Origin of the sequence: Parafilimonas sp. (assembly GCF_047606085.1) — a bacterium.
Taxonomy (GTDB): Bacteria; Bacteroidota; Bacteroidia; order Chitinophagales; family Chitinophagaceae; genus Parafilimonas.
This window is the reverse complement of the sequence record NZ_JASGEX010000023.1, coordinates 1-21734: the sequence shown is the minus strand read 5'-3', so window position 1 is coordinate 21734 and position 21734 is coordinate 1. Positions and strand designations below refer to the sequence as shown.

18 protein-coding genes are annotated in these 21734 nt (G+C 39.4%); 12 read left to right on the top strand and 6 right to left on the bottom strand.

What is annotated here, in order from left to right; all coding sequences use genetic code 11:
* Positions 1 to 321 precede the first annotated feature (321 nt).
* The 8 genes from rplK (at position 322) to QM629_RS02380 (ending at position 5739) form a co-directional block, all read left to right on the top strand.
* Positions 322 to 765: a 50S ribosomal protein L11 gene (gene rplK / locus QM629_RS02415; RefSeq protein ID WP_415156820.1), complete on the top strand. Its 444-nt coding sequence runs from the start codon at positions 322 to 324 to the stop codon at positions 763 to 765.
* Between the two features lie 64 nt (positions 766 to 829).
* Entirely contained in the window at positions 830 to 1522 is a 693-nt protein-coding gene (rplA, locus tag QM629_RS02410; RefSeq protein WP_415156818.1) for a 50S ribosomal protein L1, read from the top strand.
* Positions 1523 to 1577: 55 nt separating this feature from the next.
* Positions 1578 to 2105: a 50S ribosomal protein L10 gene (gene rplJ / locus QM629_RS02405; RefSeq protein WP_415156816.1), complete on the top strand. Its 528-nt coding sequence runs from the start codon at positions 1578 to 1580 to the stop codon at positions 2103 to 2105.
* Positions 2106 to 2315: 210 nt separating this feature from the next.
* Positions 2316 to 2696, top strand: coding sequence for a 50S ribosomal protein L7/L12 (rplL, locus tag QM629_RS02400; protein WP_415156814.1), 381 nt, complete (start codon positions 2316 to 2318; stop codon positions 2694 to 2696).
* A gap of 360 nt (positions 2697 to 3056) precedes the next feature.
* Positions 3057 to 3554: a hypothetical protein gene (locus QM629_RS02395; protein ID WP_415156812.1), complete on the top strand. Its 498-nt coding sequence runs from the start codon at positions 3057 to 3059 to the stop codon at positions 3552 to 3554.
* A gap of 54 nt (positions 3555 to 3608) precedes the next feature.
* On the top strand, positions 3609 to 3941 hold the full coding sequence (locus QM629_RS02390) for a nucleotide pyrophosphohydrolase (RefSeq protein WP_415156810.1): 333 nt from the start codon (positions 3609 to 3611) through the stop codon (positions 3939 to 3941).
* 122 nt (positions 3942 to 4063) lie between these two features.
* The gene (tsaE, locus tag QM629_RS02385; RefSeq protein WP_415156808.1) at positions 4064 to 4477 is read left to right on the top strand and encodes a tRNA (adenosine(37)-N6)-threonylcarbamoyltransferase complex ATPase subunit type 1 TsaE; all 414 of its coding nucleotides are present in this window, start codon (positions 4064 to 4066) and stop codon (positions 4475 to 4477) included.
* Positions 4478 to 4524: 47 nt separating this feature from the next.
* A complete protein-coding gene (locus QM629_RS02380) occupies positions 4525 to 5739 on the top strand; it encodes an alanine dehydrogenase (RefSeq protein ID WP_415156806.1) in 1215 nt (404 codons plus the stop codon).
* Between the two features lie 76 nt (positions 5740 to 5815).
* On the opposite strand, the gene QM629_RS02375 is transcribed toward QM629_RS02380, so the two are convergent.
* Positions 5816 to 7549 carry a M14 family metallopeptidase gene (locus QM629_RS02375; RefSeq protein ID WP_415156804.1) on the bottom strand — a complete coding sequence of 578 codons (1734 nt, stop codon included), beginning with the start codon at positions 7547 to 7549 and terminating at the stop codon, positions 5816 to 5818.
* A 320-nt stretch (positions 7550 to 7869) separates the two neighbouring features.
* On the bottom strand, positions 7870 to 8124 hold the full coding sequence (gene rpsT, locus QM629_RS02370) for a 30S ribosomal protein S20 (protein ID WP_415156802.1): 255 nt from the start codon (positions 8122 to 8124) through the stop codon (positions 7870 to 7872).
* Between the two features lie 211 nt (positions 8125 to 8335).
* On the opposite strand from rpsT, the gene QM629_RS02365 reads away from it, so the two are divergent.
* The 4 genes from QM629_RS02365 (at position 8336) to odhB (ending at position 13577) form a co-directional block, all read left to right on the top strand.
* The gene (locus QM629_RS02365) at positions 8336 to 11119 is read left to right on the top strand and encodes a 2-oxoglutarate dehydrogenase E1 component (RefSeq protein WP_415156800.1); all 2784 of its coding nucleotides are present in this window, start codon (positions 8336 to 8338) and stop codon (positions 11117 to 11119) included.
* Between the two features lie 123 nt (positions 11120 to 11242).
* Positions 11243 to 11566: a nucleotidyltransferase domain-containing protein gene (locus QM629_RS02360; protein WP_415156798.1), complete on the top strand. Its 324-nt coding sequence runs from the start codon at positions 11243 to 11245 to the stop codon at positions 11564 to 11566.
* Positions 11563 to 11952: a HEPN domain-containing protein gene (locus QM629_RS02355; RefSeq protein WP_415156796.1), complete on the top strand. Its 390-nt coding sequence runs from the start codon at positions 11563 to 11565 to the stop codon at positions 11950 to 11952. Before QM629_RS02360 ends, QM629_RS02355 begins: the two co-directional genes overlap by 4 nt.
* Before the next feature lie 2 nt (positions 11953 to 11954).
* A complete protein-coding gene (gene odhB / locus QM629_RS02350) occupies positions 11955 to 13577 on the top strand; it encodes a 2-oxoglutarate dehydrogenase complex dihydrolipoyllysine-residue succinyltransferase (RefSeq protein WP_415156794.1) in 1623 nt (540 codons plus the stop codon).
* A gap of 42 nt (positions 13578 to 13619) precedes the next feature.
* On the opposite strand, the gene QM629_RS02345 is transcribed toward odhB, so the two are convergent.
* The 4 genes from QM629_RS02345 to QM629_RS02330 all read right to left on the bottom strand — a co-directional run bounded on the left by QM629_RS02345 (position 13620) and on the right by QM629_RS02330 (position 21197).
* A complete protein-coding gene (locus tag QM629_RS02345) occupies positions 13620 to 16313 on the bottom strand; it encodes a CHAT domain-containing protein (protein ID WP_415156792.1) in 2694 nt (897 codons plus the stop codon).
* A 514-nt stretch (positions 16314 to 16827) separates the two neighbouring features.
* Positions 16828 to 19608, bottom strand: coding sequence for a CHAT domain-containing protein (locus QM629_RS02340; protein WP_415156790.1), 2781 nt, complete (start codon positions 19606 to 19608; stop codon positions 16828 to 16830).
* A gap of 226 nt (positions 19609 to 19834) precedes the next feature.
* The gene (locus QM629_RS02335; protein ID WP_415156788.1) at positions 19835 to 20578 is read right to left on the bottom strand and encodes a tetratricopeptide repeat protein; all 744 of its coding nucleotides are present in this window, start codon (positions 20576 to 20578) and stop codon (positions 19835 to 19837) included.
* A gap of 52 nt (positions 20579 to 20630) precedes the next feature.
* Positions 20631 to 21197 (bottom strand): RNA polymerase sigma factor, encoded by a 567-nt coding sequence (locus QM629_RS02330; RefSeq protein ID WP_415156786.1) that lies wholly within the window; start codon positions 21195 to 21197, stop codon positions 20631 to 20633.
* Positions 21198 to 21734: the final 537 nt, after the last annotated feature.

Genomic DNA, 21734 nt, shown 5'->3' with positions numbered 1-21734 from the left:
CTGCTGAAGAATAATGCCAGCAAAAAAACAAGCATTAAAAAGAAAAGGCTGCTATCTGCCCTCAATGATGACTTTCTTGCTAAAACTGTCTTTAAAGAAAATTTTTAGATGCGTTTGCCCTGGGCAACTGACGGGTCTCCAGACTTTTTTCTATACCTTCACAAACTTTCTGCCTACGCTTGCACTTATTCCACAACTTTCTCCTACCTTTGCCGCCCCAAAAGTTCTTTTAGAATATTTTCCCGAAAGCTTTCGGGGATAAACTTGGGAGTCGTCCTGATAAAATTTCAGGAGACGTTTGAACCAATAAAATTTATAAAAATGGCTAAAGAAATCTCCGGCTTTGTAAAGCTGCAGGTAAAAGGCGGTCAGGCAAATCCGGCGCCTCCCGTAGGTCCTGCGCTTGGCTCCAAGGGTGTGAACATCATGGAATTCTGCAAACAGTTCAATGCCCGCACACAGGATAAAATAGGAAAAGTGCTTCCTGTTTTAATTACTGTTTATACGGATAAGTCTTTCGACTTCGTTATCAAAACTCCTCCCGCTTCAGTTCAGTTAATGGAAGCTGCCAAAATTCAGAAAGGTTCCAAAGAAAGCAACCGTAATAAGGTTGGTAAAGTAACCTGGGCTCAGGTTGAGGCTATTGCCAAAGACAAAATGCCCGACCTCAATTGCTTTACGGTTGAGAGCGCAATGAAAATGGTTGCCGGTACTGCCCGCAGCCTGGGTTTAAATGTGGAAGGCACAGCGCCCTGGAACAATTAAGCCCCGCCCCTATCCCCTAAAGGGGGAATATTAATGGGTATTAAAAAACTTTAAAAGAATTAAAATGGCAAAGCTTTCAAAAAAGAGAAAAGCAGTTGAGTCAAAAGTTGACAAAAACAAATTATATAATTTAAAAGATGCATCTGCGCTGGTAAAAGAAGTGAACACGGCGAAATTTGATGCTTCTGTTGACCTGCATATACGCCTGGGCGTTGACCCTAAAAAGGCCGATCAGCAGGTGCGCGGTACCGTTAGCTTACCGCATGGTACCGGTAAAACAAAAAAAGTATTGGTATTATGCCCGGCTGATAAAGAAGAAGCTGCAAAAGGTGCAGGCGCCGATTTTGTAGGCCTGGATGAATTTGTTCAGAAAATTGAAGGTGGCTGGACGGATGTTGATGTCATCATCGCCACGCCGTCTGTAATGCCCAAAATTGGTAAACTGGGTAAAATTTTAGGCCCGCGCAACTTAATGCCGAACCCTAAAACCGGTACCGTTACCAACGATGTGGCTGCTGCAGTAAACGAAGTAAAAGGCGGTAAAATCGCTTTCAAGGTTGATAAAGCCGGTATTGTGCATGCTTCTATCGGCCGCGTATCTTTCACGCCTGAAAAATTAGCGGCCAATGGCCAGGAATTGATCAATACCATCATCAAATTAAAACCAACAACAGCCAAAGGCATTTACCTCAAAGGCGTAAGCGTTGCCAGCTCCATGAGCCCGGGCATTACTGTTGACACAAAATCTGTTCACTAAAGCCCATCCCGGCCTTCCCAAAGGGAAGGAGTAAGAAGGCATAAAAAATATTCTTATGACTAAGGATCAAAAAAACGAAGTGATTGAAGCGCTGAAAGAGAAATTCAATCAATATAATAACTTCTATGTTACCAACACAGAAGCATTAACAGTTGACCAGATCGGTAAACTGCGCCGTATATGTTTCAACAAAAATGTTGAAATGAAAGTGGCTAAAAACACATTGATTAAAAAAGCGCTTGAAAGCATTGATTCGGAAAGATATTCCGGCATGTTTGAAAGCCTGAACGGCGTTACTGCTTTAATGTTCAGCGAAAACCCGAAAGAACCGGCATTGATCATCAGTTCTTTCCGCAGCGACAGCAAAACAGAAAAACCTGTTTTGAAAGCAGCTTATATTGACAGCGATGTTTTTGTAGGCAATGATCAGCTTGAAACATTAAAAACGCTCAAAAGCAAGAACGATCTTATCGGGGAAATCATTGGCCTGTTACAGTCACCTGCCAAGAATGTTATCAGCGGCCTGAATGCAGGCGGCAAGCTGGCAAGCCTGGTAAAGGCGCTGGAAGAAAGAGCGAGTTAACGGCCTCCCCAAACCCCTCCAAAGGATGGGCTTTGTAAGAGGTTGAATAATATAAACAACATTAAGTAAGCACGTTCTAACAAATCCTTCCCTTCGGGAAGGATTTAGGATGGGCTAACATATTATCCCCTGCCTGAAGGGATAACACACAAGTTTTTTTAATAACTACCGCCGGAGCACAGGCAATGAAGGCGGCAAAAATTTGAAACCATGGCAGATTTAAAAGCATTTGCAGAACAACTGGTTAACCTCACCGTAAAAGAGGTAAATGAATTAGCAAAAATTCTTAAAGAAGAGTACGGCATTGAACCCGCGGCTGCTGCTGTAGCTGTAGCTGGTCCTGCTGCAGGCGGTGCTGCTGCTCCTGCTGCTGAAGAAAAAACAGCTTTTGATGTAATTCTGAAAGGCGGCGGCGCTAACAAATTACAGGTTGTAAAAATCGTGAAAGACTTAACTGGCCTTGGCCTGAAAGAAGCCAAAGATTTAGTTGACGGCGCTCCGAAACCTGTAAAAGAAGGCGTTGCTAAAGCTGAAGCAGAAGAAATTGCAGCTAAGCTGAAAGAGGCAGGCGCTGATGTAGAAGTAAAATAATTCTACCATCTCTTCAAAAGGTAATGAAATACAAAAGGTCCCGTCAACGTTTCCCGGCGGGATTTTTTGTTGGTATAAGTTAAGCATTTGGGCTGTGGGCTGCAGCGCAGGCATGAAGCTGTAGTCCGGGCTGTCCGTTACTACTCCGCCACAAATGCAGCCGCACAAAGCCTTCAGCGGGGTATCCACTTCCATCCCGCAGCTATTCAGTAATTGATACATTATTCAGCAGCAAACCTGCGGCAATAAGGCAGCAGTGAAAAATAAATATGCAAACAAAATATTGCATATTGCACATTTGTTTTGAATACTTATAATTGTATTAATGTTGCTAACCCAAATTAAAAAAAGATTATTGTCATGACGAAACTCTTTACCCATATACGCATACTAACAGTGCTTTTCATCATTGTGCTTGTGTTAAGCGGCGTAACCGTATTCCCAATTCAAACAGAATTGAAACTGGCAGTTGATGCCAATATTTTTGAAGATGGTTCAACCATACAACTTTGGCTGGCAAAGGTTTTAAATGGTGTAGAAAACACAAAAAAAGAATATCCTTTTCTTTTCTATGGTTTCGACTGGCTGGCATTTGCACACATTATGATTGCCGTTTTATTCATCGGCGTGTACCAGCATCCCGTGCGCAACCGCTGGATCATTGACTGGGCTATCATAACTTGTATTTGCATCATTCCATTGGCTTTTATTTGCGGCAGCATGCGCGGTATTCCTTTCTTTCATATACTTATAGATTGTTCGTTCGGTGTAGTTGGGCTGATCGTTTTACTCATCATTCAAAACCGTACAAGCAAGCTTAAAAAGTATAGAGCAAAGGAAAAGACAAACCGCTCTTAATACGTAATTATAAGTTTACTTTTGCGCCCGTTTCCATAACTTAATTCAACTGACATGACCATACAACAAGCGCAGCAAAATGTTGATGAATGGATTAAAACCACCGGCGTACGCTATTTCAATGAGCTTACCAATCTCGGTATTTTAATGGAAGAAGTGGGAGAGCTGTCGAGGTTAATGGTACGCACTTATGGTGAACAATCTTTTAAGGAATCAGACAAAAACAAATCATTAAGTGATGAGATGGCCGATGTGCTTTGGGTGTTGCTTTGCCTCGCCAACCAAACCGGTGTTGACTTAACAGAAGCCCTGCAAAAGAATTTTGAAAAGAAAAACATACGCGATGCAACGAGGCATAAGGAGAATGAAAAGCTAAAGGGAAGTTGATTGGGTGATAAGTTGAAGGGTTGATTAGTTGATATGTTGTGGAATTAGGAATTTGTAATTGGGAATTAGGGATAAACTTGTGAACAAGTGAACGTGTGAACTTTTGAACTAATAAAAGAACATTGAAAGAATTAACCTACAACATATCAGAAATAAAAACTGTTGCCCGGCAACTTTGGCATGCATTCAGTTCAAAAAAAATATGGGCGTTTTATGCCGAAATGGGCAGCGGTAAAACCACGCTTATTCATGCCTTATGTGATGTATTGCAGGTGAAGGATGCGGTGAGCAGCCCTACATTTGCCATCATAAATGAATATACCAGTCCTGTTGCCGGAGCAATTTATCATATTGACGGGTATCGCATAAAAGATGAAACGGAAGCTGTACAGGCGGGCTGCGAAGACTGTATAGAGAGCGGTAATTATTGTTTTGTAGAATGGCCCGAAAAATTTCCGGGGCTTTTGCCCGAAGAAAGTTTGCATATTGCACTGAATTTTATTGATAATAATACACGAAAGCTTGTAATTGAGTAAAAACTAATTTAACTTATATTATTTTTATAGCCCCAATTAATTAAAGCATGGCAACCACAAAGCCAATCATCAGCGGCGGTTTTAGCTTTGAAACACAGGAAGAAACCCTGGATATTAAACCACAAAGTGCCAGGCTAACCATTGGTCTTCCCAAGGAAACAGTGATGCAGGAAAACCGCGTGGCGCTTATTCCCGAAGCCATTAATGTGCTGGTGAGCAATGGCCATCAGGTAATTGTGGAAACGAAGGCAGGAGAAGGCAGTAATTACTCCGACCGCGATTTTAGTGAGGCCGGCGCTGAAATAGCATTAAAAAAGAAAGATGTTTATAAAGCGCCGATTCTTATAAAGAGTGCGCCTGTAATGGAAGAAGACCTTCCTCATCTCCAGTTAAATCAAACTATTATTTCGCCTATTCATCTTTCCATGTTAAAGAAGGAATTGGTTGAAAAAATGATGGAGAGAAAGATCACTGCATTAGGCTTTGAAAACCTGAAAGATGATAGCGGCACTTTTCCTATTGTTCGGTGTATGAGTGAAATTGCCGGCAGCGCTGCTATGCTGATCGCCGGCCAATACCTTGGCACCCGCGAAAAGGGCAGAGGTGTTTTATTGGGTGGCATTAGCGGCATCCCCCCCACAAAAGTTATTATTATCGGCGCCGGTGTGGTGGGAGAATTTGCTACACGCACGGCGCTGGCCATGGGTGCGTCTGTTAAGGTTTTTGATAACAACGTTTACCGTTTAAAACGGCTGCAGAATAATCTCGGCATGCGCGTTTGGACAAGCGTTATGGAGCCGCGCATTCTTGCCAAACAATTAAAAACCTGTGATGTGGCGGTTGGCGCATTAACCAACCACGGCGGCAGAAGCCCGATTGTGGTTACCGAAGAAATGGTGGAAAGAATGCGTAACGGCAGCGTTATTATTGATGTGAGCATTGACCGCGGCGGCTGTTTTGAAACCAGTGAAATTACAACGCATCAGCATCCAACCTTTGTAAAGCATGGTGTGATACATTATTGCGTACCGAATATTCCAAGTGGTTATGCGCGTACGGCCAGCCATGCCATCAGCAATGTGCTCATGCCTTTGTTATTAGATGCCTGCGATGCCGGAGGTATTGAGGAAATGATGTGGCACAATTTTAACCTTCGTAATGGCGTGTATATGTACCGTGGGCATCTTACCGATTTATATATCAGCCAGCGCTTTGATTTAAAGTTTACCGATTTGAATTTGCTGATTGCAAGCAAGCGGTGAGATACTGCACGCTATTGTATTCCAGGTGAATTTTGAGTTGTAAACTGTGAGCGGATAATGCATGTTTGACGGCGTGTCATTTGCCAATAACCCTGAACACCGGGATTCTCATATAGGCCGGTTCACTGTAAGGTGAATGCGTATAAACAAAATACAATTGTTGCCGGGCGGAGGCTGCAAAAGCGGCATTGCTTTTCTTTTTCTCTTCCAGCTGGCTGCGCACTTCCGGGTGTTGTTTTAAATAAGCTGCCGCAATATCTTCCCACCGGTAATCGCTGTAAAATTCTTTGCGTTGAAGAATGGCATCAAAAAAATTCCATGCAAAAAAACTATCATCGCCTAAAGGTTCTAAAGTTTCAACAATATACCTGTCAGTATTTTGGCCTGTATAAATTATATAATCGCCTTTTAAAAAATGAATAGAATCAGCAAGTGTGCTTAACTGAATATCATCATTGCGGTGATGTTTTTCATAAGCTTTTGGCATGGCTTTATAATCATCCACTTTATAATATTCAACGCTAACTGTGGTATCATTTTTAAACTGGTGCATAATAACATTATTGAGCTTTAGCCGCTCAATTACATCGTGCCATCCTTGCGGAATGATGTAGGCTTCCGGCTTTTGCACCGTTACTGATGGCGTGAAATAATCATAGAATAGTATTTCTTTTTCAAAAGGTTTTAAATGATCGTAGAAATAGCGCGGCAAGCCGGTAACATCACTTATCGTCATTGCTGTATCATAACCTTTAAAATTAATCTTATCAAACTTTGATGAATCTGTTTTCCAGCTTAACGGAAAATCTTTTTGTTGTTTGATAGCATTAATGGAAGCAGCCCTTTTTGTAAGAATATCATTCGAAAATTTTGATGCTTCTTCCAGTACGGTTTGCATAAAACTGTATGTGCTTTCTACACGGCCTTTGTAAGGTTTCAGCATGTGTGTTTCGGGCATAAAAGCTATTGTTTCAAATAAAGCGGCATAACCGGTGCTGTATCTTGGCGCATCGTAAAAAGCATCCCAGCCATTCTTCAGGCTGCTTTCTTCAAAATTCACATAAGGGCACATATCCCAGTTTTTTTCCTGCATGCCTTTATATAAAGCGGGCTCAAAAACATCATGCAAAAAATTTCCTGTCTCTTTACCAAGCTTGTTATGCTGTGTGGTAAGCATGGTTATCGTATGCTGGTAATCGGCGCCATCGCTTACATGGTTATCAATAAAAATATCAGGATTGAGCTGTTGAAATATTTTTTCAAATGCAAAAGCATTTTTAGAATCGGCTTTAATAAAATCCCTGTTCAAATCAAGATTTTCTGCATTGCCGCGAAAGCCATAGCTCTCCGGCCCATTTTGATTCACTCTCGAAAAACTATTCCTGTTCAAGCTTCCGCCAATATTATACACAGGAATTACAGCAAACACTACATTGTTAGGCGCTTTCAGTTTTCCCTGCGCCAGGTTTCTTAAAAACATCATGCTTGCATCAATGCCATCCGGCTCGCCGGGGTGAATGCCGTTATTAACCAATACCACAACTTTATGTTGTTTATGCCAGTTTGCAGCATTAAAATCTTTATCGGCAGAAAATAAAACAATATGCAGCGGGTAACCCGCATCGGTTGTATCGCCGGCTATCATCTTTATTACCGGGTAAGCTTTTGCGAGTTGTTTATAATAGTCAATGCACTCAAAATAAGTGGCGGTTTGTTTGCCATCTGATTTTTCGAAAGCAGTGATAAAGTTTTGCGGAAATGCTATGGCAGCCGTTATTAAAAATATGAACAGAAGAAAAATTTTTTGCATGAGTTAAAGTTAAGGGTTGGATAAACATTACCGCATTATGGTTTGCAGAGATTCAATCAGGCGATTGGCTTTTTTTAGAGATCATTTTTTTGTTTTAAAGAAGGTTTTGTTTTTATTTCTGTCAGGCCGCCGCCAATCTTTTTCAACAAAATTCTTCTATAAGACCTACCCTTTCTTCCGGCAGCCTGACAAGCTTTCCTTCATAGGAATTTTTTTTGCAAGAACAATTTAAATGATAATTGTAGTTGCCTGATAACCTCAAATAAAAATTCCCTCCGCAATGCGAAAGGAATTTCACAACATTCAACAACGAAATATGTTTAAGCCGTAGCTTTTGCCTTTTTAGACAATTTACTTTTAAGGTTGCTGGCTTTATTTTTATGAATAACGCCTCTTTTTGCAAGCTTGTCAATCATAGAAATAACAGAAGGAAGTGATTCGCCATAAGTTTTCTCATCAGCAGAAGCCTTTAAATCGCGAATGGCATTGCGGGTAGTTTTGCCATAATATTTATTCCGTTCCCTGCGCTTTGCTGCCTGGCGCACATCTTTCTTGGTAGCTTTATGATTTGCCATAATAATTTTTTCGGACGGCAAAGGTAAGGGAATCAAATGGTTTATTTGCAAGTTTTACCTGCGGAATTTCTTTTCAAAAAATATCAAAACTGTGGAAAAATAAGCTTTTCGGCTTTTTTTAACCTGTTATTTACAAAAATAACTTCACCAATCTCGCCTTAAAATGAACGATATTTGCACTCTCATTTTAAAAACGAGATAAATTGCCTCCATGAAGGATTTTTCATACATAACAAGCTCGCATCCGGCATATATAGAGCATTTATACCAGGATTTTGTAAAGGATCCCAACAGTGTGGACCCTGAAATGAAAAAATTTTTTGAAGGATTTGATTTTGCCGTTTCAAATAGTAATACAAACGGCAAGCATACGAATGGTGCAGAAGTTATAGTGCCGGTAAAAACGTCTGAAACCCTAACTTCCAACCCTGATGCCAAGACGGATTGGATGAAAGAAATCCGTGTCTATAGGCTTATTCTTGGATATAGGAATAAAGGTCATTTACTGGCTGATACCAACCCTATCCGAAAACGTAAAGACCGTGGCGCCAACCTCGATCTTTCTTTTTTTGGTTTGGGCGAAGCTGACCTGGATAAAACTTTTGAAGCGGGTAACCTTGTTGGTTTGGGCGGAACAACCTTGCGCAATATTTTCAACCATCTTAAAGCCTGTTATGCTTCGCATGTGGGCATTGAATTCAAGTATATCAGCGATCAGAAACAGATTGACTGGCTAACGAATGAAGTGGAAAGAAAATTTACCAATCCTCTTCCCATCGAAACCAAAAAATGGATACTTGAAAAACTGAACCAGGGCGTAATGTTTGAAAAATTCCTGCATACCAAATATGTGGGGCAGAAGCGGTTTTCATTAGAAGGCGGTGAAACTACCATCCCGGCCCTTGATACCATGATCCAGATTGGCGCAGAGCATGGCGTTGAAGAAGTGGTGATAGGCATGGCACATCGCGGGAGACTGAATGTGCTGGCCAATATTTTAGGTAAAACTTATGAACAGATATTCAGCGAATTTGAAGGCACGGCCAAGCTGGACCAAACAATGGGCAGCGGCGACGTAAAATACCACATGGGTTATGGCAGCGAAGTGGAAACGAGGAATGGTAAAAAAATACACCTGAAATTAATGCCAAATCCTTCGCACCTGGAAGCTGTAGATCCCGTTGTGGTAGGTTTTTCCAGGGCAAAGGCAGATATATTATATAACAGCGAGTATGATAAAATACTTCCCATCTTGATTCACGGGGATGCTTCTGTTGCGGGCCAGGGAATTGTATATGAAGTAATTCAAATGAGCGACCTGAAAGGTTATTATACCGGTGGCACCATTCATTTTGTTATAAACAACCAGATCGGGTTTACCACAGATTTTGACGATGCAAGAAGCTCTGATTATTGTACTTCTCTGGCAGGCGCTATACAGGCCCCGGTTTTTCATGTGAATGGCGATGACCCGGAAGCTGTAGTTAAATGCGTTGAGATAGCCACCCGTTACCGCCAGGAATTTAACCAGGATATTTTTATTGATATGGTTTGCTATCGCCGCCATGGCCATAACGAGGGCGATGACCCTAAATATACGCAGCCGCATTTGTATAAACTGATTGACGGCCATCCAAACCCGCGTGAAGTTTATACCAGTTATTTAAAAGTGCATGGCGAACCGGATGCGCAGGAATTAGCTTCTCAAATGGAGAAAAAATTCTGGAGCGACCTGCAGGAACGTTTGGATGAAGTGAAGCAGCATCCTTTACCTTATACTTACCAGCAGCCGGAAGCATGGTGGCGAAGCTTAACGAAAGCCACGCCGGAAGATTTTGCTGCATCGCCGGTTACAGCCATCGGCGAAGAGCAGGTAAAGCTTTTGTTTGACGGTTTGATGAAATGGCCTGCTGATTTTCACCCCTTAAAAAAGGTTGAAAAATTATTGCTCGATAAAGTGAAATTATTTGAAGCTGATAAAAAAATTGACTGGGCAACCGGCGAATTGTTAGCGTATGCGTCTTTATTAACGGAAGGTAAAATTGTTCGCATGAGCGGGCAGGATGTTTGCCGCGGCACATTCAGCCACCGCCATGCCGTGTTGCGTGATGAAAATACAGACGAGTCTTACAACCGCCTGAATCATTTCACCGAAGACCAAAAGAAATTTTTTATTTATAATTCCTTGTTAAGCGAATATGGTGTTTTGGGATTTGAATATGGTTATGCCATGGCCAATCCAAATGCACTGGTTTTATGGGAAGCGCAGTTTGGCGATTTCAGCAACGGCGCTCAAACCATGATTGACCAGTTTATTGCCGGCGGCGAACAGAAATGGAATCGCATGAATGGCATTGTAATGCTGTTACCGCATGGTTATGAAGGCCAGGGCCCTGAGCACAGCAGCGCCCGCATGGAAAGGTTTTTGCAATTGTGCGCACAATTAAACCTTGTAATAACCAACATTACCACAGCAGCCAACTTCTTTCATGCATTGCGCCGCCAGTTAGCCTGGAATTTCCGCAAGCCGTTAATTAATTTCTCGCCCAAGGCATATTTGCGTTACCCGGGCAGCTACAGCAATATAAGTGAATTTACACAAGGCGGTTTCAGAGAAACCATTGACGACCCAACCGTAAGCGACCCATCTCAAATTAAAAAAGTACTGTTCTGCACGGGCAAACTATATTTTGAACTGGCAGAAAAAAAGCAGAAAGATAACCGTAACGATGTTGCCCTGATACGCCTCGAGCAGGTATATCCATTGCCGGTAAAACAAGTCAGCGATCTCTATAAAAAATATAATAAAGCCGTATGGTTTTGGGTGCAGGAAGAGCCGTTGAATATGGGCGCCGCGTCATTCCTTCAAATGAATCTGAAAAATATCAATTACGGCGTTATCAGCAGGAGTGCCAGCGCATCAACCGCCAGCGGTTATGCAAAAGTGCATGCACAGGAGCAGGCACAAATTATTGATACGGCGTTTGGTATTTAAAATAAATTTGTGTTGCCGGCAGCTGTAAGTACGGCATTACGGTTGTGTTACTCACTCATACAATATATCTTTACGCAGCAAAAAAAGCTAATGATTCTTAACGCTTCTTATAATCAGGTTTCTATGGGGGAAATTAAAAACAGCTTTGTTGCAGGCAAGGTTAAAGAAATTGTTGGCAGGTACGATAAAGATGCAGAAGTTATTTTATTTGGCAGCCGTGCAAGAGGAGACTGGCATGAAGAAAGTGATTGGGATTTTTTAATACTGAGCGAGTTGGAAGAACGCAGCAATATAAAAGATAAGATAAGAAGGAATATAGCTGAAGAAATAGAATATAAAACCTTTGATGTTGTTTTTACTTTGTATCATAACAAAAAAGTTTGGGAGGAAGATTATGCTGTAACTGATATATATAACAGCATACAGGAAGACGGCATAAGACTATGAAAACAGAAGATGATTATATTGATTATAAATTGGAAAAAGCTCAACAAAGCCTGGAAGCGGCAGAATTACTTTTTAATAATAATTTTTTTGCAGATTCACTTAGCAAAATTTATTATGCTGTTTTTTATGCAGTAAGTGCATGGCTTACCAAAAAAAAATTGAATCCAAAAACACATCAGGGGGTAAAATCTTTATTTCATAAAGAGTTTATATACACCGGGAATGTGAGTAAAGAACAGGGCGAGTTTTTTGATATGTTGCAGGCAAAACGTTTTGAAGTTGATTATGAAGATTATCCTTTTATAAATGAAGAAAAGTTACCGCAATATTTAGAAAATGCAAAAGCACTAATAGCGTTAATTAAAACAAGAATTAAGAATTCATAGTTATGATTGAAATAAAAGTTCCGGCAGTAGGAGAGTCCATTAGCGAAGTAACATTATTGAAATGGTTGAAGAAAGACGGCGAATATGTTGACCGTGATGATGTAATTGCAGAGCTTGAAAGCGAAAAAGCAACCTTTGAAGTTAATGCCGAACAAAGCGGCGTTATAAAATTAATTGCCAAAGAAGGCGATACATTAAATATAGGCGCAGTGCTTGCGAATATTGATGAAAAAGCAAAAGCGCCTGAAGCCGGTGCATCGTCAAGCAGTGGTTTAAAACGCCCGCAGGTTATTGAGCAAACTGAAGAATCACAGCCAAAACCCGGGCCAGCCGGCGAACCTGTAAACAGTAACCAGCAACCTGCCACCGAAACAAAGCCTGCAGGCAAAGGCATTATTGAGTTAAAAGTTCCAACTGTAGGTGAATCTATCAGCGAAGTAACCTTATTAAAATGGGTAAAAAATACCGGCGATATTGTTGAACGGGATGCAGTGATCGCCGAGATGGAAAGCGAGAAAGCAACATTTGAATTAAACGCGGAAGAAGCCGGGCAATTAACACAGGTAGCCAAAGAAGGCGATGTAGTTAAAATTGGCGATGTGGTGGCAACGATTAATACTGATGTGGCGGTGCCGGTAAAGCAGTCAGCAGCCAGCAATCAGCAATCAGCAGAAAACCTGAAACCTGAAACCGGCAACCAGCAGCCTACAATTGCAGTTCAGCAACCTGTAACTGACGTAAAAGCAACGCCTGTTGCATCGGCCATTATCGCAGATAAAAAAGTAAATCCTTCAGATATAAAACCTACCGGCAGCAACGGCAGGATAGTAAAGCATGATGTGCTGGAAGCTTTAGCCCATCCTGCAAAACAACCTTTCAAGGGCCAGGAATTAAACAGCCGCAACGAACGCAGGGAACGCATGAGCAATCTGCGCAAAACCATCAGTCGCCGTTTGGTGGAATCAAAAAATACAACGGCTATGCTCACCACTTTTAATGAAGTGGATATGACACGCATTATGGAAGTGCGCAAACAATATAAGGATGCATTCAACAAAGCGCATGGCGTTAACCTTGGCTTTATGAGCTTTTTTGCGAAGGCTTGCTCTGTTGCATTAAACGAGTGGCCTGCTGTAAATGCTTATATTGACGGAGATGAACTGGTATATCATGATTATGCCGATATCAGCATTGCCGTAAGTACGCCGCGTGGTTTAACGGTTCCTGTTATCCGTAACGTGGAAAGCCTGGGCATGGCTGAGATTGAAAAGAAGGTGATTGAGCTTGCCGGTAAGGCGAGGGACAGCAAACTAACTGCAGAAGATTTGCAGGGTGGAACTTTTACCATTACCAACGGCGGTGTATTTGGCAGTTTAATGAGCACGCCTATCATTAATCTCCCGCAAAGCGCTATTCTCGGCATGCATAAAATTCAGGAAAGGCCCATGGCCGTAAGCGGCCAGGTGGTTATAAGGCCAATGATGTATGTGGCTTTAAGTTATGATCACCGCATAATTGACGGAAGGGAAAGTGTAAGCTTTTTGGTACGCGTAAAAGAGTTACTGGAAAACCCTGAATTGCTGCTGTATCCAAAAGACCCCATCAAAGCGTTGCTGGAAATATAAAATTGATCTTGTTTGAATTTATAAGAAAAGGGCTGAAATTTCTCAGCTCTTTTTTTGTTCGGGTTTCTTCCGCTTATAAAAAAGCAGGAAAGAAATTAGCGCAACGCCTGCAATAACGATCCACCACCAGTGGTTATGAGAGGGAAGCTGAAGGGTAACAACATCTGTGTTGCCTATCAGTATCATATTGGCCCAGTAATAGGGCAGCAGCTTTTCTTTGCTACTGTGTTGAATAAAATATAATTTGGCTTTCTGCAGCGCTTCATCTTTGTCCATGCCTTCAGATAAATACTGGTTGAATTTTTTTGAAATGGTATAAATGGCTTCTTCGTCGGCTTTCCACAAGGTGGCGGCTACAGAAGGAATGCCGGCTGCTGAAAACCCCCTTGCCAGGCTGTAAATGCCTTCGCCTGTTGCAGCCCTGCCAATATTGGTTTCGCAGGCGCTTAATAAAACCAACTGTGTTGCAGGGTTGCTCAGGCGCTGTAATTCTGACAAACGAATAACAGAATCCTGCATAAAAAGCAAAGGCTCATTATCCGTTGTGTCGGCAGAAGCATGTGAGAAGATATTTACGATGGAATAAGAAGAAATATAATTGAAAAAGTTCTTTCTGCTGGCATGTATGCCCGAAAATAATTTAGTGTTTTGGTAATAGCCTGCAGACGCATTTAAAGCTGCTGCAGCATTATGTAGTTTGGGCAGGTTTAAGCTTTCATTAAATGAAACCGGTGCAAAACCAATAAAACTTCCCTTTGGCTGCATATTCATAAATTTATTCATTAAAAACCTTGCAGAATAAACGTAGCTGAAACTATAATCGTTCAGTAAAAAATGTTGCCCATTCATATCTGTGCAAAGCGCTTCAAAGGGAATTACTATATTATCTGTACAAATAATAATGCAGCCTTTTGGCAGCTGCAATGGCTGAAATATTGTTTTATAAATTGAATAGGATAACCTTGTATAATTGCTATAATTGTTGTTTAGCGCCTTCTTATCAGAACATAACTGCAAAAATTGTTTAAGATTATTTTTGCCGGGCTCTTTTCCTGCCAGGCGGATAAACTTTATATCAGTTGGCGCAACAGCAAGAATATAGGTTGTAGAATCGTCAGTATAATAATCTATAAAGCTTTGTTTATGTTTTTGTACGTACAGTTGCAGATATTTTAATTCAGGTATTTTATCTGCATATTTATATTGATAATAAACCGGGTAACTAACTTCAAGCGAATCTATATATCGTTCAAAATCTGCTTTTGCCGACAGGTACTGGATTTGTAACTTTTGATACTGACCGGAGGCATTGTTTAATATAAGCAACTTTTGTTCGAGCCTTATTAACCTGTCTTCATAATTTCTTTGCTTTTCTGTTTCAAATGCGGGCAGGTGCGCTGCGGCGCCAATTTCATTCAGCTTATCCGTTAACAGCACAGCCCGGCTTTTTTCCATAAAATAAAAGGCTCTGTTATAATCACCGGCAAGGTAGCATGCTTCTAAAGCAGCAGTAAAGAATCCGTGGGTTTTATTGCGCCAGTATAACTTACTATCTTCACCTGTTTCTTCATGCCTTATTTGCGTGATAACCGAATCCATTACAAGCGATGTTTGTATGCATGCGCTTAAATAAGTTTTATCGCCTGTTTTTTTATAAAGAGCAAGTAACACATCAACCTTATCTTGCAGCAGGGGTATTATTAAGTCTTTATTGGCAACGCTGCTCAGCTTGCCTGCCGAGGGATTTTTTTTAATGTTTTCCAGGTTTATATTTAGGTTTTTAAAGCAGGCGAGGTAAGCATGGGTGGCTTCGGATAGTTTTTTTTGATGGAAAAAATTAACGCCAAGGTTCATATTGGTTAAAGCAATTTTCAGAGACTTTGCCACTGCATCCTGCATTTTACCGGCATAGATTAAAGTTTGCCGGTAGCAATATTCTGCCTGTTTATAATTTGCAAGGCTGTTAAGATAAAAATTTCCCAGGTCGTTGTAATCACTTGCAATAGCCTTATACAAATTGGTTTGAAGCCTGGTTTTAACAGCCATTTGATAATAATATTTGGCCGAGTCGGATAACTGCCGTTTTTCAAATATGAAGCCCAGGGTTTTGTACGCTGTTGCTAATTCTACTTTATTTTTTTGATTCTTTGCTAATTCAATTGCAGGATATACATTCTCCAACGCCTGTTCAGGATAATTTTCAAAACAAAGCGATTGCGCTTTTCGGTTCAGAAAGTATAAATAGCTCACAGAATCTTTCATCGAAATGGCAAGATTCATTCCCAGGATGCTTTCTTCAACCGCCTGTTGATAATCTCCCTGCAAAAAATATAGGCTGCTTTTGAAATACCGGGAATCGAGCGCATAATTATTTGAATCATTTATATTCTTTACCGTCAGCAAAACAGAATCATAATAACTTAAAGCCTTATTGTTTATAGCAAGTGTTTGATAATATGTTGCAAGATTGAAATATCCATTTATTGCCAGGCTGGTTGAGCTTTTCAGGCTATGGTTGTTAATATGCAGCGCCCTGCCTGTTAATTCAATGGCCTCATCGGTATTGTTATTAACATACGATTCATAACTGCCGGTCTTCAGCAATAACAACGCATAGGCAGAGTCATTGGTCATACCACAGGCTTCTGCATCCTTTTTTAGTTTTCTGAACGATTTGAGCTTGGCAACATCGGAAAGCTTATTGTTTTTGTTTATAAGCAGAGTTTCGCTATACAATTGCTTACTGTTTACGCATTGCGCAAACAGGTTTGCATTAAAGAATAAGCAAATAAAAATTTGTATTGTAAACAATAGTACCTGCTTCAAACCACACGCTTTTGCTGAAGGAGAGAAGGCCGGCCCGGCCATAAATTATGCTTAAATCAGTTTATCAGCACAAAATTAAAGAAAGCGTGATTTCCTGAATAATATAAATTAAATAACGGCTGGAAAGAACGTTACAATAAAAGGCAGGTTACTAAATTAAAAAGACACTGGTTCAGGTACAGCCAATGTCTTTTTTTAAAAAATTAGAAACGCTTTGGACGAGGTTTTTTTGTAGTATCAGATCCATCAGAGCCTGTAGATGAATTTGTAGTCGTGGTTTCGTCCGCTTTTGTAGTTTCGTCTGCCATAAGAATCGTTTTTTTGATTTTAATTAGTTGTTTACATATTTTGTTTTAGTCGTAAAACCGGTTCAAAGGTAAGCATGTATTTTATATGGAAGATATTAATAAACTGCTACATTATGCTAACGGTGTTTCATTTTAAAGAACAGAAATCCTGCAGGTAAAATAATAATGATGATGGCTGTTAGCCACAGGTACTTGTTATTACTATTACCGGAAGATACATTTAAATTAACTGTATCCGCATTTCCAATCAGTATCATATTGGCCCAATAATAAGGCAGCATTTTTTCACTGCTGTTGGCCTGTATAAAATCTGATTTGGCTTTTTGCAACGCCTCATCTTTATTCATCCCCTCTGCCAGATATTCGTTGAATTTCTCTGAAATAGCATAAATGGTTTCTTCATCCGCTTTCCACAGGGTTGCAGCAACCGAAGGTATGCCCGCGCTTGCAAATCCTCTTGCCAGGCTGTAAATGCCTTCGCCCGTTGCATTTTTGCCTACGTTGGTCTGGCAGGCACTTAACAGTACAAGTTTCGTTGCAGGATTATTTAGTGATTGTAATTCTGATAAATGAATTAAAGAATCCTGCATGAAAAGCACAGGCTCATTATCTGTGGTATCAGCATAAGCATGGGAGAAAATGCTCACAACTGAATAGGAGGGAGCATAAGTAAAAAAGTTACGGCGGCTTGCATTGGAATACGTAAAAAGCTTATCGTTGTTATAAAAAGATGCAGATGCATTTAAAGCGCTTGCAGCATTTTTTAAATCAACCACGCCAAGGGTTTTATTAAAAGAAACAGGGGCAAAGCCGATAAAATTTCCTTTTGCCGGCGGGTTATTGAATTGCTTCATTAAGAAACCGGCAGCATAAGCGTAACTGAAACTATAATCGTTTAATAAAAAATGTTTTCCGGTTTTATCGGCGCATAAGGCTTCAAAAGGGATTACCGTATTTTCTGTACAAATTACAACCCTGCCTTCAGGCAATTGCAAAGGCTGAAATATCTTCTTATAAATAGAATTGGATAATAAAGCAAAGGAATGATAGTTGTTGTTCAACGCCTTTTTATCTGAACATAATTTTATAAAACCTGTGAGCTCATCTTTATTGAATTCGTTTTGTGTAAGTTTAATGAATTTGGTATTGTTAGCAGTTATTGCTAAAATATATGTTGCTGTATCAGCAAAAAAATAATGAACAAAGTTTTGATTATTTTTTGTAAGGTATAATTGAAGCGCTTTTAAAGTTGGAACATTATCTGCATATTTATATTGATAATATACCGGGTATTTTTGTTCGAGCGATTTAATGAATTGTTCATAATCGTTCTTTGTATTTAACAACCTTAGCTGAAGATCATGATATTGTTTGGATGTGTCAGGTAATACTGACATCTTCTGCTGCAGCTCAATGATCCTGATCTCATAATCTTCCTGTTTGGCTGCATCGGTTTTTGAAAGATAGGAAGCTGCATTGAGCTCATTTAATTTATCGTTCAATAATACAGCACGGCTCTTTTCCATGAAATAAAAGGCTGCATCAGGGTTATTGGCAAGAAAACTGGCTCTGATTGCATTTGAATAAAAATCTTTAGTATAGTTTCTCCAATATAATTTGCTCTGATTACCCGTTTGCCCGTTGCGCATTTTATTAATAAGCGTATCCATAATAAAGCATGTTTGCATGCATGCTTTTAATGCATTATTATCTTTTTTTGTTATAAAGATGTTTAACAGCGCTTCTATTTTATTATTAATAAGAACAATTATTGTTTCATTAATTCCGGTTTTACATAAATCTGATGACATAGGATTCTGATAAATATTATCAACAAGAGTATTTAAGTAAGCAAAGGCCTTATGGATATATTTAAATGACGAAAGGAAATCTTTTTTTCTTAAATAAAGTTCTGCAAGGTTTGTATTTGCTTTTGCAAGTAATGAAGAATCATTTATTTTTTTTGCATGGTTTATGGTTTGGAGATAACAAAACTTCGCCCGTTCAAAATAATGTAAAGTATCTATATAAAAATTGCCATAGTCAATATAATCTCGAGAAACCTGTTCAAAGTCTCCTGTTTTAATTCTTATGGCAATTGCTTTTTTAAATAATGAATCAGAGGCTTTAAATTGTTGATTTTTCTGAAAAATTATAGCCTTTATTTTTAATGCTGATGCCAATTCATATAAAGCATTATTTTTTTCGGCTATTTTTATCATTGTATTTACGTCTGTAAAAGCGTCCTTGAAATTGTTTTCATAATAAAGAGATTGAGCTCTTTGTGTTAAGAGTTCCAAAAAATGTGTGGAATCTTTTTTTTGTAGTGAAGTGTATATTCCGGACGTACTTTCTTCTATTGCCTTCTGGTAGTCCCCGATCTGAAAATAAATATATGCTTTGTATAGCCTTGATTGTATAATATAGTTGGTGGTATCAGGAAATGAATTTGCAGTTATAATCGTACTGTCAAAATATTTTAACGCTTTATCAAATAATGAAAATTGATAATAATATGCCGCTAAGTGATAATATGCTTTTGTTGTCAGATATTTTGAGCCTCCTTTATTATTTGTATTTATTCTCACAGCTTCATTAGCCATGGCAATGCCAATGTCAAAGTTTTTATTACAGTAAACTTCATAATAATCAATTTTCAGAAGTATGGCTGAATAAATAGAATCAGGTTGGAATTTACATCTATTAAAAAGATTTTTAAGGGAATAAAATTGCTCTAATTTTTCAGCACCAGTTAGTGTAGTATTTTTATCTATTATTGAGGTCTTCGTTAAAAAATCTTTTTCAATACATTGAGCTGACGCTTTTAAAGCAAAAGAAGATATGACGATAATTAAATAGCTAAAGCCCTTGTATATGGAAATGGCATTATGATACATAAGCTAAAGCTTATTGCTTTTTTTACTTGCTATAGATTTATGGAGTACTTTCTTAATTATCTGTAGTCGGGGGATCCTTTGGCTTATCCCCACCTCCGGTAGTTTTAGCAGCAATATAAATTACTGTAATAAGTATGGCACCTTGAATTATTGTTTGAATGGTAGTCTGATCCATAATTTTATATTTTGGGTGTTAGCTAATCAGATCAAATAGAAATCATATTCCCTAAAACTTCTTCAACCATTCTTCCGCAGTTTCTTTTTCGCTTTCGTTTTCATTTACCACTTGCTGCAATAATGTTTTGGCCGTAGCTTCATCACCGGCCTTATTTCTTTTTAACAAGGCTACGGCTTTTAAAAAATCCCCGGGATTATAATAAAGACCTTTCATATTGGCCAGCGCATCAAATGCTTCAAGGGCTTTATCGTAGTCATTTAATTGCATATAAGCTAAGCCTGCATACTTTTTAGCATCGCTGTTAGCAGTATCCTGTTTTACAACGCCTTCAAAATAACCCAATGCTTTGGAATAGTCTCTATTCTTGTAAGCTGCAATGCCAAGCTGCAGGCTGTCGTGGGAGGCATCCATGGTTTGGCTTAAGTCTATATTATTAATATATTGGGAGGCAAGCCTTTTTGGAGAGCTTTGCATTTCAAACAAAAACATAGAAACTGTTAATAACACACAGGCCGCTGCTGCATACATGAGCCACCTGCTCAAGCTTGACTTTTTATACATTGCAATAACGGACGTATTTTCTTCGTCGGTAGTTAGTGCTTTCCATTCCTGCTGTTTCTTTGCCAGCAAATCTTCGCGTAAAGCTTCACGGGTAGCAATATAAAAGGCCACTTCTTTTGCAAAAGCATCGTCGGTTTCACATCTTTTTTCAAAAGCCTGCTTTTCACCGGCATTTAATGCCCGTTGAAAAAAGGATTCAATATATTCCAGGGTTTCCAACATATTCTTCATTATTAGCGTATCTGCTTTAAATAAAACTGAAGCATCAACCTGATTTGAAATATTAACCAAAAATTTTTCCGCGTAGCTTATCAAGGCATCTCAGCCTTGTTGTTTTTACCACTGCCGGGGTATTATATGATAGGATTTCCGCAATTTCCTTATCTGTTAAGCCATCTTCAAACATCAGCAAAAGCTCCCTGCATTTTTCTCCTATTGCGTCCAGTTGTTTTCTTATACTTGCCCTTAATTCATTGGTTATTAATCCTTCGATTATGCCTTTGGTGCTGTCGGGAAACTGGTTCAATGCATCGGCCACAGGCATTGTTTTATGCACCTGCTGCTTATTGGTCGTGTTTTTCCTGATCAGGTCAATACATTTATTGGAAAAAATCTGGTACAGGTAGGTTTTAAGCGATGAGCGGCCGTCAAACCTTTCATTTACAATATTATGTATAGCTGAAAGTATGGAATCGCTGTAGGCGCTGAAGCTGTCTTCATTATTTAAATTGTATTTCCTGGAGCCTTCGTCAATAAAATAATAATATTGCTTATAGAGTATTTTTTCATACCTGGCGCGTTTTGGATAATCGCCTTTAAGGCCATCCAGTATTTGTATATCTTGTTCCAACAAACAGAAAGTTTAATTCCGGAAAAATAAATATAAAGCGTTGGAATGCAAGTTAATTACTGATATTTAAAATCTTCTCATTTATTTGATTGCGCTTTGCACCTATTTTGGTATTGATGCTACACTTTATCCCATTGCAAAATAGGCGGTACACCATTGGGTACACTAAACCATAAACTGCCGTTTATAAAACAATTTTTCATAAACGCAGCTAATATTAACATTAACCAGCGTTTTATTCAGCCTGCAAAATTGATAAACAATGTATGTTCAATAGTTATAAGAAGATGACATGCTATTATATGTATCATACATAGCCTGTTTTATGTGTTCTCAAACTGCATTAACGTAGGGATACGAGTAACTGATGATGCCAGTTCTAACGCTGCATACTTACGACAGATGGGAGATATTAATAAGGACACAATTTAGTTCTTATTGTGTATATTTGCGTATGGCAAATAAGAAACGTAAGAATAAAGCAGCGCAGGAAGAGACGCGTTTTCGGATAGCGGACTATTTAAAAAACAAACGAGG